The sequence below is a fragment of the Streptomyces sp. 8N706 genome (assembly GCF_052245415.1).
GTDB lineage: Bacteria > Actinomycetota > Actinomycetes > Streptomycetales > Streptomycetaceae > Streptomyces.
Map to the genome: position 1 here is coordinate 14,236 of NZ_JBQQBW010000048.1, position 15,292 is coordinate 29,527.

Here is a 15,292-nt window from a genome sequence, read left to right on the forward strand (position 1 = left end):
GGTGTTCTCATGGATCGGTCGGGCAGGAGACAGCTGAATCTGATGAATCTGTCAGGTACTGGTTACCTGTCTATCGGCGAATCGGTGAGGTGAAGCGCTGATGAGCACCACTCGGCCGTACTCGCCGGGCGATCGTGGCCCGGAGTCGGACGGTGCTTCCCCTGCCGTTCCAGCGGCTGGACAGGTGCGCAGACTGCGGCTCAACGGGGCCAGCGGCATCGTCCCGAGCGCCCGGGACTTCACGCGGCAGGCTCTCTACGACTGGGGCTGGTTGCCCGCCGCCACCGGTGACCAGCGCGCCGCGGCCGAGGATGTGCTGCTCGTGGTCTCCGAGCTGGTCACCAACGCCTGTCTGCACGCCGAGGGCCCGGAGGAGCTGAGGGTCGGCGTCGTGGGAAAGGTCCTCCGGCTCGAGGTCGTGGACCTCGGTACGGGGTCGCCCGCGCCCCGCACACCGCATCGCGCCGGCCGGCCCGGCGGCCACGGCATGTTCATCGTCCAGCGGCTGTGTCTCGACTGGGGTGTCGTGCGCAACCCCGAGGGCGGGACCGGCAAGACCGTATGGGCGGAGCTGGCCGCACCGGCTTAGCGTGGGCCCCTTCTCTCATCTCTCCTTGTGAACACGCCGATCGGCGTGTTCTTTGTCTTCCCTCCGCAAGGTCCCCGGCGTTCTGTCGGCACCGATCTGATGTGGCGTCAGAATCTGCGAGCTGCGGCCGCCTCCGCGCGGCCCGGTCGCGCTCCGTCGGCGCGCTGCGAGTTGACACCTGGGGAGATCCGTCGGCGGCACCCGAGGAGAGGGGAGCCCAGGTGTCCCCTACGAAGCGCCGGGCGGCCGCGGGGAGCGCTCGCGGTGGCCGCGGCAGTGTCCGCCTCGGCCGTGCTCTGGGCGGCCCCCGCCGCCCCGCCGAGTCGACTCCCAGTGCAGGACCACGATCAGGAACAAGGGCGCCGTATCGCCGATCGAGCGACGGTCGTCCCGCGGCTGCCCGGGTTTCCGTCCTGCCGCCTGCGGTTCAGGCCACGCGGCGGGGCCCGCTGCCGTTGCCGTTGCCGTTGCCGCTGCCGCGGCTCGAGCGGCGGCGCCTGCTGCGGCCCTCACCACTGCGCGGACGGTACGGCGCGCCGCCCCCCGCCCTCGGTGCCCGCTGCTTCTGCTTCTGCTGCGTCGGCGCGGCCGTCTCCGGAGCCGGAGCGTTGATCACCACGGCCTGTCCCGACGGCGTACGGGCCCCGGTGATCCTGATCAGCTCGGGATCCCCCGGCCGCACCCGCGCCGTACCGGGGGTGATGCGGGCCTGCGACATCAGCCGGCTCATGTCCCGGCGCTGGCTCGGCGTGACGAGGGTGACCACCGTCCCGGCCTCTCCGGCCCGGGCGGTGCGCCCGCCGCGGTGCAGATAGTCCTTGGCCTCGGTCGGCGGGTCGACGTTGACGACCAGGTCGAGCCCGTCGATGTGGATGCCGCGAGCGGCGACATTGGTGGCCACGAGCGCGGTGGCATGGCCAGTACGGAACTGTTCGAGCGTCCGGGTGCGCTGCGGCTGGGACTTGCCACCGTGCAGGGCGACCGCCCGTACGCCCGAGGCGAGCAGGTGCTTGGTGAGCCGGTCCGCGCCGCGCTTGGTATCCACGAACATGATCACGCGGCCGTCGCGGGCGGCGATCTCGGTGACGGTGGCCTTCTTGTCCGTGTCGTTCACCTGGAGGACGTGGTGGTCCATGGCGGTGACCGTCGCGGCCGACGGATCCACGGAGTGCGTGACGGGATCGACCAGGAAGCGGCGGACCAGTTTGTCGACGTTCCGGTCGAGGGTGGCGGAGAACAGCATCCGCTGCCCGCCGGGTGCGACCTGCTCCATCAGCCGAGTGACCTGCGGCAGGAAGCCCATGTCGGTCATCTGGTCCGCCTCGTCGAGCACGGTGATCGCGACCTGGTCGAGCATGCAGGCGCGCCGGTCGATGAGATCGGCCAGCCGGCCGGGGGTGGCGACCAGTACCTCGGCGCCCTTCCGCACCGCCTCGACCTGGCGGTTGATGGACATTCCGCCGACGACGGTGGCCGTGCGCAGGCCCAGCACGGCGGCGTACGGCGTGAGTGCCGTGGTGATCTGGGTGGCCAGCTCGCGGGTCGGGGCGAGCACCAGCGCGAGCGGGCGCTTGCTCCCGGCGCGCTGTCCGGCCGTACGGCTCAGCAACGGCAGCGCGAAGGCGAGCGTCTTGCCGGAGCCGGTCCGGCCGCGGCCGAGGACGTCCCGTCCGGCGAGCGAGTCGGGGAGCGTGGCCGCCTGAATGGGGAACGGCTCGGTGACGCCGTGCTCGGCCAGAGCGGTCACGAGAGCGGGGGCCAGGGGGAGTTCTGCGAACGACACGGTGGGCCGGGGCACGGACAACCTCTCTGCGGCAGGGTCTCGCGACCGGTCGGCCGCGCAAGCGGAAGGGCCCGCACCGTGGCGCGGGCCCTCGACGCCGGGAGCGTCGGACGAACGTCAGACCGGGCGGATGTTCTCCGCCTGGGGGCCCTTCGGGCCCTGCGTGACGTCGAACTCGACCTTCTGGCCCTCGAGGAGCTCACGGAAGCCCTGGGCCTGGATGTTGGAGTAGTGGGCGAAGACGTCGGGGCCGCCGCCGTCCTGCTCCAGGAAGCCGAAGCCCTTCTCCGAGTTGAACCACTTCACGGTGCCGGAAGCCATAGTTTTCTCCTTCGTGGGGCACTGCCGGGGCCGCACGGTGCGGCCTCCGCGTCGCCGAGATGATCGCCCCGCTCCGGATCAGGCCCGGAAAAACAAAGCGCGCCCAGGGATTACAATCCACCAGGCGCACACAGAGTTCATGGGTACCACAACTGCAACTCCGTGAGCCTATCACGGGCGCCGCAGTGCCCCGGGCGCGCGCTCCGGCGCCCGGCGCACAGGGGAACGTACGGCCGTTCCGGAGGACGCGCGCGACCCGGCGCCACGCCCGTGACACCGCGGCACATACGGCCGAGGAGTCCTGGGGCCGCGCACGCCAGGGCCCCGGAAATGCCGCCCGGGGGACGCCAGGCCCCCGGGGAACGTAGCCCCGGGGGCCTGGCGCCGGCCGTACGTCAGCGGCGTCCGTACACCCCACCGCGCCGGCGGCGTACGGACCGTGTCAACGGCCTGCCGGCCGCGTCAGTGGACGTCGCCCATCAGCCGCATGACCTTCTTGCGGTACAGGTGGACCGCGAACCCGGCCAGTGCGGCCAGGGAGGCCTCGGCCGCCACCACACCCGCCCCGCCCAGGTCGACACCGGCGAGGGAGAGCAGCCCGGTGACGCAGTCGCCCGCGGTGACGGCCAGGAACCAGACCCCCATCATCTGGCTCGCGTACTTGGCGGGCGCCATCTTGGTGGTCACCGACAGGCCGACCGGCGAGAGGCACAGCTCACCGATGGTCTGGAGCATGTAGATCGAGACCAGCCACATCGGGCTGGCCTTCGTACCGTCCCCGACCATGATCATCGGCGCGACGAACACAAAGAACGAGGCGCCGATCAACACCAGGGCCAGAGCGAACTTCACCGTGGTGCTCGGCTCCCGGTCCCGCCGCGCCAGCCACAGCCACAGCCAGGCGAAGACCGGGGCCAGCGCCATGACGAACAGCGGGTTCAGGGACTGGAACCAGGAGGACGGGAAGCTCATCCCGAGCAGCGTGTCCGCGGTCCTGGTCTCGGCGAAGGCGGCCATGGTGGAGCCGCCCTGGTCGTAGATCATCCAGAAGGCCGCCGCCGCGACGAAGAACCAGATGTAGCCGCTCATCCTGGTCTGCTCGGCGGCGGTCAGTTCCTTGTCGCGCTTGATGCGGACCAGGACCGCGGTGGGAATGACCAGGCCGAGCAAGGTGATGGGAACAAGCGCCCAGTTGAGGGTGAAGCTGCCGCTGAGGGCGACGGCGCCGTAGAACACGGTGGCGACGACGAGCCAGAGCAGTCCCTTGCGCAGGGTGGCGTTGCGCTCCTCGGCCGACAGCGGCGTCGGGACCACGCTGCTGCGGTCGCTCAGATGCCGGGAGCCGATGAGGAACTGGACCAGACCCAGTCCCATGCCGAGGGCGGCGAGTGCGAAGCCCAGATGCCAGCTGACGCTCTGGCCGACGGTGCCGATCACCAGCGGGGCCGCGAAGGCACCGAGGTTGATCCCCATGTAGAAGATGGTGAAGCCGCCGTCACGGCGCGGGTCCTGCGGACCGTTGTAGAGGTGGCCCACCATCGTCGAGATATTGGCCTTCAGCAGACCCGAGCCGAGGGCGACGAGACCCAGTCCGACGAAGAACATGGCCCGGCCGGGCACGGCCAGCGCCAGATGACCGGCCATGATGACGCCGGCGGAGACGGCCACCGTCCTGCGCGGTCCCCAGACCCGGTCGCCGAACCAGCCGCCGGGCAGGGCCAGCAGATAGACCATGGCCAGGTACACGGAGTAGATGGCGACCGCGTTGCCCTCGGGCATCGCCAGGCCGCCGCCCTGGCTGCCGGGCTTCGCGTCGGGGCCGCCGGAGATGAGGTACACGACGAGCAGGGCCCGCATGCCGTAGAAGCTGAAACGCTCCCACATCTCGGTCATGAAGAGAGTGGCCAGACCGCGGGGGTGGCCGAAGAAGGTCTTGCCGCCGGCAGGGGTCTCCTGCGATGCGGCGTCCTTCGTCAGGCTGGACGCCATGGTGGTTCCTTGCTTGCTCGGGACGCGCCGCCGGGTGGGGTGCGCGCCCGCAATGGGGGGGAGGCGGCACCGGAGCAAGTAAGTACACGGGGAGCCACGCCGTCGCGCTTGTGGCGCGCGGGCCCGGCCCACAGGTCATTCACTCTGTCCAATGCCGGTGATGCCGGCCCGGCACCAAAAAGGACCCTCGGCGTGTCGTACGTGCCAAAGGTCCCTCGGTGGTGCTATGGACGCCTCAAAACCATACGTCACACCGGAGCCGTATGCGGACGGACTTGGGCGAGGGATCACAGACGACGCCGGACCGTGGCGCCCGTCCGAGGGGCAGCTGACAGATCGTTCGGCCGAGCAGCCCGGCTCCGTCAGTGCGGCCCGCCCCACCACCTGCGCGGACTACCATCACCCCATGACCCGAGTACTGCTCGCCGAGGATGACGCATCCATCTCGGAGCCCCTCGCCCGCGCACTGCGCCGTGAGGGATACGAGGTCGAGGTGCGGGAGGACGGGCCCACCGCACTGGACGCCGGCCTCCAGGGAGGTGTCGACCTCCTCGTCCTCGATCTCGGGCTGCCGGGCATGGACGGTCTCGAGGTCTGCCGGCGCCTCCGGACGGAGGGCCACGGCTTCCAGGTGCTGGTCCTCACCGCCCGGGCCGACGAGGTGGACACCGTCGTCGGCCTCGACGCGGGCGCCGACGACTATGTGACCAAGCCGTTCCGTCTGGCAGAACTCCTGGCGCGGGTGCGGGCGCTGCTGCGCCGGGGCGCCGTCGAGGCCCAGCAGCAGCCGGCCGCCACCCATGGCGTACGGATCGACGTCGAGTCGCACCGCGCCTGGATGGGCGAGGAGGAGCTGCAGCTCACGGCGAAGGAGTTCGATCTGCTGCGGGTGCTGGTGCGGGACGCGGGCCGGGTGGTCACCCGTGACCAGCTGATGCGCGAGGTCTGGGACACCACGTGGTGGTCGTCCACCAAGACGCTCGACATGCATATCTCCTGGCTGCGCAAGAAGCTGGGCGACGACGCTGCGAACCCGCGCTACATCGCCACGGTGCGAGGTGTCGGCTTCCGGTTCGAGAAGAGCTGAGGCCTGCCCCGCGGGCCCTCATTAAGGGGCGGCGCGGCATCCGGTGGCGGTCAGCCGCCCGCCGCGCCCGCCCGGCGGACGCCGGGGATGCGACATCATCGGGTACCGGGTGGCGGGGAACACCCGCCGCGCTCCGCTCCCGCGGAGCCCCGACCCGTATGACCCCGCCCGGAGGGCACAGTGCGCCGCCGTCTGATCAACTCCACGCTCGCCGTGGTGCTCGTCGTCATCGCCGTCTTCGGCGTCTCCCTCGTCATCGTGGAAACCCGCACGATCGAGAACAGTGCCCGGGAGAGCGTCGGCTCCGAGGCCGTACGTCTGGTCAGCATCGTCGACAGCCGGCTGCTGGGCGGTGAGCGGGTGAGCACGGAAGTGCTGCGCGACCAGATCACTCCCGAGCGCTACGCCCGGATCGAGGTACCCGGCCGGCAGCCCATCGAGCTCGGCGAGCGGCCCGGGGGCGACGTCATCGAGTCCCGTCAGAGGGGCGAGGAGGGCGAGACCGTCACGGTCCAGGTGTCCGCGAACACGGTCAGTGAGGAGATCGGCCGCACTCTTCTGATCATTCTCGCGGTCGCGCTGCTCGCCGTCGTCGCCGCGGTGCTGCTCGCCGTACGCCAGGCGCACCGGCTGACCGCGCCGCTCACCGACCTCGCGGAGACGGCCGAGCGGCTCGGCTCCGGCGACCCGAGGCCGCGGCACAGGCGGTACGGCGTGCCGGAGCTGGACCGGGTCGCGGACGTTCTCGACGCCAGCGCGGACCGTATCGGCCGCATGCTCACGGCGGAGAGACGGCTCGCCGCGGACGCCTCCCACCAGCTCCGTACACCGCTCACGGCGCTCTCCATGCGGTTGGAGGAAATCTCCGGGACCGATGAGCTGGAGACGGTCAAGGAGGAGGCGACGATCGCCCTCGGGCAGGTCGAGCGGCTCACGGACGTGGTGCAGCGGCTGCTGACCAACGCACGGGATCCGCGTACCGGATCCGCGGTGGCCTTCGATCTCGACGAGGTGGTCAAGCAGCAGATCGAGGAGTGGCGGCCCGCCTCCCGGAGCGCCGGGCGGGACATTGTCTTTTCGGGCAAGAAGGGGCTACGGGCGGTGGGCACCCCGGGTGCGGTCGCGCAGGTGCTGGCGACGCTCATCGAGAACTCACTGATGCACGGCGCGGGCCCGGTGGCCATCCGGACGCGGGTCACCGGCAACCAGGTGGTCGTGGAGGTGACGGACGCGGGCCCGGGCGTACCGCCGGACCTGGGGGCTCGGGTCTTCGAACGCACGGTCAGCGGGCGGAACTCGACGGGGCTGGGGCTGGCGGTGGCCCGGGATCTGGCGGAGGCGGACGGCGGCCGTCTGGAGCTGCTCCAGCAGCACCCGCCGGTGTTCGCGCTCTTCCTGAGCCGCGAGGCGGACCAGCATGAGACGGGCAGCGGACCGGCGTGAGGCGGGAGCGGACGGGCGTGAGGTGGGGTGCGGACCGGGCACGCGGCGGGGTGCGGACGGGCGGGAAGCATGGTGTGGACCGGGGGTGAGGCGGTCTGCCGGACCGCGGAACCGGAGGGCGGTCCGCCGCGCTACTTCAGCCGGTTCACCCGGTACGTGGGGTCGGACAGCAGAGCGTCCTCCTCCAGGAACGATTCAGCGGTCTCGACCGCCTCACGCGCGGGCTGCGCCCGGAACACCCACGTGCGGTACGACCAGAAGCGGAACGCCGTGCCGATGCCGAGCCCGATGACGTTCTTCGCCACGTTGTCGGCGACCGTCGAGGTGAACCCGAAGCCGTAGTGCGAGAGGGCCAGGATGCCGTTCTCGATGATCAGTCCGATCCCGCTGAACAGCAGAAAGAGCGAGAGCTCACGGCTGCGCCGGGACTTGTCGCAGCTCCGGTAGGTCCAGTAGCGGTTGCCGATGTAGTTGGTGCCGATCGCGATGATCGTGGCGATCACCCCGGAGCGGACCACCGCCAGGCCGAAGGCGTGGACGCACAGGTTGAAGACCACGAAGTTGACCAGGAAGCCGACGGCGCCGACCGTCCCGAATTTGGCGAGTTCGCGGGCCAGCTGCTGCAGCCGCGAACGTAGTGTGCGCCGTTCACTCATGGTGATCGTCTGGCTCCGTTGTTGGCGTTGATCGGCTTGGCCCGGCCTCCTCATGCTAACCAGCGGCCCCTCGTCGCGCCGCTCGGACAGCGCCGAAGCGCCCGTACCGCACGGAAATGAGCGCAAGCGGAACCACCCCCGCCGTCGGAGGATCCTCCAAGGGTGGGTGAGGTCCGCTCCGGCCGCCGGATACTCTGGGTGGGTGACGTTCCCGGTAGTCGGCATGGTCGGCGGCGGCCAGCTCGCCCGTATGACCCATGAGGCGGGCATCCCCCTCGGCCTGAAGTTCAAGCTCCTCAGCGACACCCCGCAGGACTCTGCGGCCCAGGTCGTGAACGAGGTCGTCGTTGGCGACTATCGCGACCTGGAGACGCTTCGTGCGTTCGCACAAGGCTGCGATGTGATCACCTTCGATCACGAGCATGTGCCCACCGAGCATCTGCGGGCGCTGGAGGCGGAGGGCGTTCCCGTGCGCCCCGGCCCCGACGCGCTGGTGCACGCCCAGGACAAGGGCGTGATGCGGGCGAGGCTCACGGAGATCGGCGTGCCCTGCCCCCGCCACCGGATCGTGTCGGATCCCGACGATGTCGTGCGGTTCGCTTCCGAAGGCCTCGGAGGCGGGCCGGGGGACGGCTTCCCGGTCGTCCTCAAGACCGTGCGCGGCGGATACGACGGCAAGGGCGTCTGGATCGTCGGCAGCGCGGAAGAGGCGAGGCTGCCCGAGTCCGGTGGAGCGGCCTTCAAGGCGGGAGTCCCGGTCCTGGCCGAGGAGAAGGTCGACTTCGTCCGGGAGCTGGCGGCCAACGTCGTACGGTCCCCGCACGGGCAGGCCGTCGCCTACCCCGTCGTGGAGTCCATCCAGGTCGACGGGGTCTGCGACACCGTGATCGCCCCCGCGCCAGGCCTGCCGGAGGAGCTGTCCGTCCAGGCGCAGCAGCTGGCCCTGACCGTCGCCAAGGAGCTCGGCGTGGTCGGCCATCTCGCGGTCGAGCTGTTCGAGACCCGCGATGGGCGGATCCTCGTCAACGAGCTCGCGATGCGTCCGCACAACTCCGGTCACTGGACCCAGGACGGCGCCGTCACCTCCCAGTTCGCCAACCATGTGCGGGCCGTCCTCGACCTCCCGCTCGGCGACCCCCGTCCGCGCGCCCCATGGACCGTCATGGCCAATGTCCTCGGCGGTGACTACCCCGACATGTACGGCGCCTATCTCCACTGCATGGCCCGGGACCCGCAGCTGAAGATCCATATGTATGGCAAGGACGTGAAGCCGGGCCGTAAGGTCGGGCATGTCAACACCTACGGCGACGAATTGGCCGACGTCCGCGAGCGCGCCCGGCATGCCGCCGACTATCTGCGCGGGATCATCGTTGAGTAGTCCCGCGGCCGAAGAGGAGAGCCCAGAGATGAGCAGTGCCCGCCCGTCACCCGGCGACCGACCCGGTACGGGCGCTGACGCGCGTCCCTCCGCTCTCATCGGCATCGTGATGGGTTCCGACTCCGACTGGCCGGTGATGGAGGCCGCTGCCGAGGCGCTCGACGAGTTCGAGGTGCCTTACGAGGTCGACGTCGTCTCCGCCCACCGGATGCCCCGCGAGATGATCACCTACGGCGAGCAGGCGGCGGACCGCGGTCTCAGAGCGATCATCGCGGGCGCGGGCGGCGCCGCCCATCTGCCCGGCATGCTCGCCTCGGTGACCCCGCTCCCGGTGATCGGCGTCCCCGTACCGCTGAAGCACCTCGACGGCATGGACAGCCTGCTCTCCATCGTCCAGATGCCGGCGGGCGTCCCGGTCGCCACGGTCTCCGTCGCCGGTGCCCGTAACGCGGGCCTGCTCGCCGTCCGGATGCTCGCCGCGCACGACGATGAACTCCGCGACCGTATGCGGCAGTTCCAGAGCGACCTGAACGACCAGGCCACCGAGAAGGGCAAGCGGCTGCGGGCCAAGGTCGACGGCAGCGCCGGCTTCGGCTTCGGCAAGTAGGCCGCCGTCCATGACCGACCACCTCGCCCGGGCCCGCGAACTCCTGGCCGCCCACCCCGTCGTCGACGGCCACAACGACCTGCCCTGGGCGTTGCGCGAGCAGGTCCGCTACGACATCGACCGGCGCGACATCGCCACCGACCAGAGCGCCCATCTCCACACGGACCTGCCCCGGATGCGGGCGGGCGGCGTCGGCGCGCAGTTCTGGTCGGTGTACGTCCGTACGGACCTGACCGGGGACGCGGCCGTCAGCGCCACCCTCGAACAGATCGACGTCGTCGGGCAGTTGGTCGACCGTTACCCCGCCGACCTGCGCCGGGCGCTCACCGCCGACGACATGGAGGCCGCCCGCGCCGAGGGCCGTATCGCATCCCTCACGGGTGCCGAGGGCGGCCACAGCATCAACTGCTCGCTCGCCACCCTGCGCGCCTTTCACGACCTCGGCGTCCGCTATATGACGCTCACCCACAACGACAACATCCCGTGGGCGGACTCGGCGACCGACGAGCCCCAGGCGGGCGGCCTCACCCGCTTCGGCGAGGAGGTCGTCCGCGAGATGAACCGCACCGGCATGCTCGTGGACCTCTCGCATGTCTCGGCGGGCACGATGCGCGACGCACTGCGCGTCACCTCGGCACCGGTGGTCTTCTCGCACTCCTCTGCACGCGCCGTCTGCGACCACCCCCGCAACATCCCCGACGACGTCCTGGCCCTGCTCCCCGCCAACGGCGGTGTGGCGATGGCCACCTTCGTGCCCAAGTTCATCCTCCCCGCGGCGATCGAGTGGACCCAGGCCGCCGACGAGAACATGCGCGCCCACGGACTGCACCCGCTCGACACCACCGGGGCCGGTATGAGGGTCCAGCGCGCCTTCGAGGCCGCCCACCCGAGGCCGGTCGCCACCGCCGCCACCGTCGCCGACCACCTCGACCATATGCGCGAGGTCGCGGGCATCGACCACATCGGCATCGGCGGCGACTACGACGGCACCGCTTTCACCCCCGACGGCCTCGAGGACGTCGCGGGCTATCCCCACCTGATCGCCGAGCTGCTGCTCCGAGGCTGGTCATCGTCCGACCTGGCCAAGCTGACCTGGGAGAACGCGGTCCGTACGCTCCGGGCGGCGGAGGACGTCGCGCGCGGCCTCCAGGCGGACCCGCGATGCCGCCCCTCGAACGCGACCATCGAACAGCTCGACGGCTGAGGGCCGGGGGCTCACGGTGGAGGGCTGACGGCCTCCGGGCTCCTGGGCCCGGGTTCCCCGGCCCGCGGGGGGCGGAAGCGGGAGCGGTCCCGGGTGGGTCAGGCGCGCCGGAACGGACCAGGGCCCCTGCCGCTCGCACGGTCCCGGGCCAGGTCGTACGTCCCGTCCGGTCCCCGGGGCCAGACCGTACGTCCCGTACGGGCCCCTGAGGTCAGGCGCGCGGACGCCCGAGGGCCCGGTACGTCCAGCCCGCCTCGCGCCACCGCTCCGGGTCCAGTGCGTTGCGCCCGTCCAGCATCCGCCGCTCCGCGACGACCTCGCCCAGCGCCGCCGCGTCGAGGTCGCGGAACTCGCGCCACTCGGTCAGATGCAGCACCACATCCGCCCCGTGCGCCGCGTCCAGCGCCGTCGGGGCGTAGCCGAGCGTGGGAAAGAGACGGCGGGCGTTCTCCATGGCCTTGGGGTCGTAGATCGTGACCTGGCCGCCCTGGAGGTGGATCTGCCCGGCGACATTGAGCGCGGGGGAGTCCCGCACGTCGTCGGAGTCCGGCTTGAACGCCGCGCCGAGCACCGCCACCCGCTTGCCCAGGAAGCTGCCGCCGCCCACGGCCTCGCGGGCCAGCTCCACCATGCGCCCACGGCTGCGCATATTGATCGAGTCGACCTCGCGCAGGAACGTCAGGGCCTGGTCGGCGCCCAGCTCGCCCGCCCGGGCCATGAAGGCCCGGATGTCCTTGGGCAGGCAGCCGCCGCCGAATCCGATCCCGGCCCGCAGGAACTTCTTCCCGATCCGCTCGTCGTAGCCGATGGCCTCCGCGAGCTTCACCACATCGCCGTCGGCCGCCTCGCAGACCTCCGCCATCGCGTTGATGAAGGAGATCTTGGTGGAGAGGAAGGAGTTCGCGGAGGTTTTGACCAGCTCGGCGGTCGGGAAGTCGGTGACGACGAACGGCGAGCCCTCCGTGATGGGCGTCGCATAGACCTCGCGCAGCTGCTTCTCCGCGTGCTCGCTCGTGACGCCGACCACGATCCGGTCGGGGCGCAGGGTGTCGTCGACGGCGAAGCCCTCGCGCAGGAACTCCGGGTTCCAGGCCAGCTCGGCGTCCGGGCCGACGGGGGCCAGCTCCGCGAGGCGGGCGGACAGCCGCGCCGCGCTGCCGACCGGCACGGTGGACTTGCCGACCACCAGCGCGGGCCGGTGCAGATGCGGGGCCAGCGACTCGAAGGCGCTGTCCACGAAGCTCATGTCACAGGCGTACTCGCCGTGCTTCTGCGGTGTGTTCACACAGACGAAGTGAATGTCCCCGAACTCGCCGGCCTCCGCGTACGACGTGGTGAAGCGCAGCCGCCCGCTGGAGCCCTCCAGGCCCGCGACGTGCCGGCGCAGCAGCTCCTCCAGCCCGGGCTCGTACATCGGCACCCGGCCCGCCGAGAGCATCTCGACCTTCTCGGGGAGGATGTCCAGCCCCAGCACCTCGAAGCCCAGCTCCGCCATGGCGGCGGCATGGGTGGCACCGAGGTATCCGGTGCCGATCACGGTGATCTTCGGGGCCATGTGTGCTCCATGGTCGTACGGGCTGGACTGCGGGCCCGAGCATAGTCGGGACCGTGACCGGGCATGGGGCCCGCTGTCGGCAAGCTCACCTATGCCCGGCGGGGCTCCGCCCCTAGAATTGAGTTACTTAACGGTAGTTAGCATTTTTGGGAGTGAGGACACCGTGGCGCCCTCGGGGAACGGCACAGCGACTGATTTTGACCTCTATCGGCCGTCCGAGGAGCACGACATGCTCCGCGACACGGTGCGTGCGCTCTCGGAGACGAAGATTGCGCCGTTCGCCGCCGAGGTCGACGAGGAGGGCCGCTTTCCGCAGGAGGCCCTCGACGCCCTGGTGGCATCCGATCTGCACGCCGTCCACGTACCCGAGTCGTACGGCGGCGCGGGCGCGGACGCACTGGCGACCGTGATCGTCATCGAGGAGGTGGCGCGTGTCTGTGCGTCCTCCTCCCTCATACCGGCCGTGAACAAGCTCGGATCCCTCCCGGTCGTCCTGTCGGGCTCCGAGGACCTGAAGAAGAAGTACCTGGGGCCGCTCGCCCAGGGCGACGCGATGTTCTCGTACTGCCTGTCGGAGCCGGACGCGGGCTCGGACGCGGGCGGCATGAAGACCAAGGCGGTCCGTGACGGTGACCACTACGTCCTGAACGGCGTGAAGCGCTGGATCACCAACGCCGGTGTCAGCGAGTACTACACGGTCATGGCCGTGACCGACCCGGAGAAGCGGACGAAGGGCATCTCCGCCTTCGTCGTCGAGAAGTCGGACGAGGGGGTCTCCTTCGGCGCCCCGGAGAAGAAGCTCGGTATCAAGGGCTCGCCGACCCGTGAGGTCTACCTCGACAACGTCCGGATCCCCGCGGACCGCATGATCGGCGAGGAGGGCACCGGCTTCGCCACCGCGATGAAGACCCTCGACCACACCCGCATCACCATCGCCGCGCAGGCGCTCGGCATCGCCCAGGGGGCGCTCGACTACGCCAAGGGCTACGTCCAGGAGCGCAAGCAGTTCGGCAAGCCGATCGCGGACTTCCAGGGCGTCCAGTTCATGCTCGCCGACATGGCGATGAAGCTCGAGGCCGCTCGTCAGCTCACCTACGCGGCGGCCGCGAAGTCCGAGCGCCTCGACGCCGATCTGACCTTCTTCGGGGCGGCCGCCAAGTGCTATGCCTCGGACGCCGCCATGGAGATCACCACGGACGCGGTCCAGCTGCTCGGCGGCTACGGGTACACCCGCGACTACCCGGTGGAGCGCATGATGCGCGACGCCAAGATCACCCAGATCTACGAGGGCACGAACCAGGTCCAGCGCATCGTGATGGCGCGCAACCTGCCGTAGAGCTCCCGGAGCACTGCTCCTGCCGAGAGAATCAAGAAGCCCCGGTCACCGGCCGGGGCTTCTTCGGTGCTTCGACTGCCTGACCGGACCGTGACGGATCCCCACGGGCTCGGTCGACGTTCCGCCGTACGGGCGCGTCGGGGTGGATGAACCAGCGCATGCCGGAGAGCGGGGGATACGTGCGCTCGCCCGACGTACTCCTGACATCCCGTCACCTTGCGGCCTGTGCTCCCTTCCGGCGCGGCGAACTGTCCCGACGCGACGGGGAAGCGTGCGGTTGCCGGGGTGTCCGGCCGGGCTTACGTTGGACAGAACGGGCGCCCGGGGGCTGGGTGCGGGGCTGCGGGGGGTGCATCCAAGGAGGGCCGCGATGACGCAGACCGGAATCCGCTCGGCATGCACGATGATGAAAGAAGCGATCGAGTACATCCAGCAGCAGATCGAGTCCAAGTTGGACCACATCGGATTTCTGCGGGAACGGATCGCCGAGTTGCAGGGCCGGCCCCAACCGGACCTCCAGCTCATTGCGTCGTTGGAGGAGCGGACAGAACTGCTGGAACGCGAGCTGGAGTCGGATATCTCGCAACGCGACGCCTACCAGAACGAATACAGCGCGCACTGCGTGGAGTAGGGCGCACGAGGGGTGACACGGCCGCTTCGCGTGGGGTCGTACGGTGCGCTCCCGGGGCTTGACCTCAAGTCAACTTGAGGGGTGAGGCTCGTCGCATGGACATCGAGACACTGCACGCCGACATCAGGGCTCTGACCGACCGTTCCGAGATCGCCGACTTGTTCGGTCGCTATCTGCACTCCCTCGACGACCGGGAGTTCGACGAGGCGTGGGCCGCGAGGTTCTTCACCGAGGACGCGAGCACCGCGACCCCCGCGGGAAAGGTCCAGGGGCGCAACGCCGTTCTGGAGAACGTCCGCACGGCCATGAGCCTCTTCGACCGCACCGTGCACGTCGGCTCGGACTACGTCATCGAGGTGGACGGCGATCGGGCGCTCCTGCGCGCGCACCAGCTCAGCACCCATGTACTCGTCGGCGGCGAAGACGTCTTCATCTCCGCCGGCCGCGCGGACAACGCCTTGGTGCGGACCGCCGACGGCTGGCGGCTGCACCGCGCCGACCTGCACATCACCTGGACACAGGGCACGCCGCCCGTACTGCCCCCGGAGCTCACCGGGGCCAGGTCATGATCCCGCGATCTCCCCGGGAGCGGGGAGCCGGGCCCACGGGCGGAAGCCGCCGATCACCTGACCGCAGGGCGGAGATCCACCGGACAGGCCCCTGTCCACGCGACGGGCCCCCGCCCGATATCGCGCATATCGGCGGGGGCCCGG

14 protein-coding genes are annotated in these 15,292 nt (G+C 70.4%); 9 read left to right on the forward strand and 5 right to left on the reverse strand.

All coding sequences use genetic code 11. From position 1 onward, the window contains the following. Positions 1 to 100: 100 nt before the first annotated feature. Positions 101 to 589, forward strand: a complete 489-nt coding sequence (locus tag ACTWQE_RS19280; RefSeq protein ID WP_443330218.1) for an ATP-binding protein — start codon at positions 101 to 103, stop codon at positions 587 to 589. A 427-nt stretch (positions 590 to 1,016) separates the two neighbouring features. Here ACTWQE_RS19280 and ACTWQE_RS19285 read toward each other — a convergent pair whose 3' ends face one another. The 3 genes from ACTWQE_RS19285 to ACTWQE_RS19295 form a co-directional block, all read right to left on the reverse strand. After that, positions 1,017 to 2,387, reverse strand: coding sequence for a DEAD/DEAH box helicase (locus tag ACTWQE_RS19285; protein WP_443330219.1), 1,371 nt, complete (start codon positions 2,385 to 2,387; stop codon positions 1,017 to 1,019). Between the two features lie 102 nt (positions 2,388 to 2,489). Further along, a complete protein-coding gene (locus tag ACTWQE_RS19290; RefSeq protein WP_443330220.1) occupies positions 2,490 to 2,693 on the reverse strand; it encodes a cold-shock protein in 204 nt (67 codons plus the stop codon). 462 nt (positions 2,694 to 3,155) lie between these two features. Continuing rightward, positions 3,156 to 4,682 carry a peptide MFS transporter gene (locus tag ACTWQE_RS19295; RefSeq protein WP_443330221.1) on the reverse strand — a complete coding sequence of 509 codons (1,527 nt, stop codon included), beginning with the start codon at positions 4,680 to 4,682 and terminating at the stop codon, positions 3,156 to 3,158. A gap of 406 nt (positions 4,683 to 5,088) precedes the next feature. Here ACTWQE_RS19295 and ACTWQE_RS19300 point away from each other — a divergent pair, with 406 nt between their 5' ends. Then, entirely contained in the window at positions 5,089 to 5,769 is a 681-nt protein-coding gene (locus ACTWQE_RS19300; RefSeq protein ID WP_443330222.1) for a response regulator transcription factor, read from the forward strand. Positions 5,770 to 5,949: 180 nt separating this feature from the next. Further along, on the forward strand, positions 5,950 to 7,212 hold the full coding sequence (locus ACTWQE_RS19305; RefSeq protein WP_443330223.1) for an ATP-binding protein: 1,263 nt from the start codon (positions 5,950 to 5,952) through the stop codon (positions 7,210 to 7,212). Positions 7,213 to 7,343: 131 nt separating this feature from the next. Here ACTWQE_RS19305 and ACTWQE_RS19310 read toward each other — a convergent pair whose 3' ends face one another. Next, complete coding sequence (locus tag ACTWQE_RS19310) at positions 7,344 to 7,868, reverse strand: GtrA family protein (RefSeq protein ID WP_443330224.1); 525 nt, start codon at positions 7,866 to 7,868, stop codon at positions 7,344 to 7,346. A 151-nt stretch (positions 7,869 to 8,019) separates the two neighbouring features. On the opposite strand from ACTWQE_RS19310, the gene ACTWQE_RS19315 reads away from it, so the two are divergent. From ACTWQE_RS19315 to ACTWQE_RS19325, 3 genes are read left to right on the forward strand one after another with little or no spacing between them, the layout of a single operon-like run. Beyond that, complete coding sequence (locus tag ACTWQE_RS19315; protein WP_443330247.1) at positions 8,020 to 9,246, forward strand: 5-(carboxyamino)imidazole ribonucleotide synthase; 1,227 nt, start codon at positions 8,020 to 8,022, stop codon at positions 9,244 to 9,246. 28 nt (positions 9,247 to 9,274) lie between these two features. Then, positions 9,275 to 9,853, forward strand: coding sequence for a 5-(carboxyamino)imidazole ribonucleotide mutase (gene purE, locus ACTWQE_RS19320; RefSeq protein ID WP_443330225.1), 579 nt, complete (start codon positions 9,275 to 9,277; stop codon positions 9,851 to 9,853). Between the two features lie 10 nt (positions 9,854 to 9,863). Beyond that, on the forward strand, positions 9,864 to 11,057 hold the full coding sequence (locus ACTWQE_RS19325; RefSeq protein ID WP_443330226.1) for a dipeptidase: 1,194 nt from the start codon (positions 9,864 to 9,866) through the stop codon (positions 11,055 to 11,057). 211 nt (positions 11,058 to 11,268) lie between these two features. On the opposite strand, the gene ACTWQE_RS19330 is transcribed toward ACTWQE_RS19325, so the two are convergent. Next, positions 11,269 to 12,612 carry a UDP-glucose dehydrogenase family protein gene (locus ACTWQE_RS19330; protein ID WP_443330227.1) on the reverse strand — a complete coding sequence of 448 codons (1,344 nt, stop codon included), beginning with the start codon at positions 12,610 to 12,612 and terminating at the stop codon, positions 11,269 to 11,271. 163 nt (positions 12,613 to 12,775) lie between these two features. Here ACTWQE_RS19330 and ACTWQE_RS19335 point away from each other — a divergent pair, with 163 nt between their 5' ends. The 3 genes from ACTWQE_RS19335 (at position 12,776) to ACTWQE_RS19345 (ending at position 15,148) form a co-directional block, all read left to right on the forward strand. Continuing rightward, positions 12,776 to 13,948 (forward strand): acyl-CoA dehydrogenase, encoded by a 1,173-nt coding sequence (locus ACTWQE_RS19335; RefSeq protein WP_443330228.1) that lies wholly within the window; start codon positions 12,776 to 12,778, stop codon positions 13,946 to 13,948. A gap of 370 nt (positions 13,949 to 14,318) precedes the next feature. Then, positions 14,319 to 14,579: a hypothetical protein gene (locus tag ACTWQE_RS19340; RefSeq protein ID WP_443330229.1), complete on the forward strand. Its 261-nt coding sequence runs from the start codon at positions 14,319 to 14,321 to the stop codon at positions 14,577 to 14,579. A gap of 95 nt (positions 14,580 to 14,674) precedes the next feature. After that, positions 14,675 to 15,148 carry a nuclear transport factor 2 family protein gene (locus ACTWQE_RS19345; protein WP_443330230.1) on the forward strand — a complete coding sequence of 158 codons (474 nt, stop codon included), beginning with the start codon at positions 14,675 to 14,677 and terminating at the stop codon, positions 15,146 to 15,148. The last annotated feature ends 144 nt before the right edge of the window (positions 15,149 to 15,292 follow it).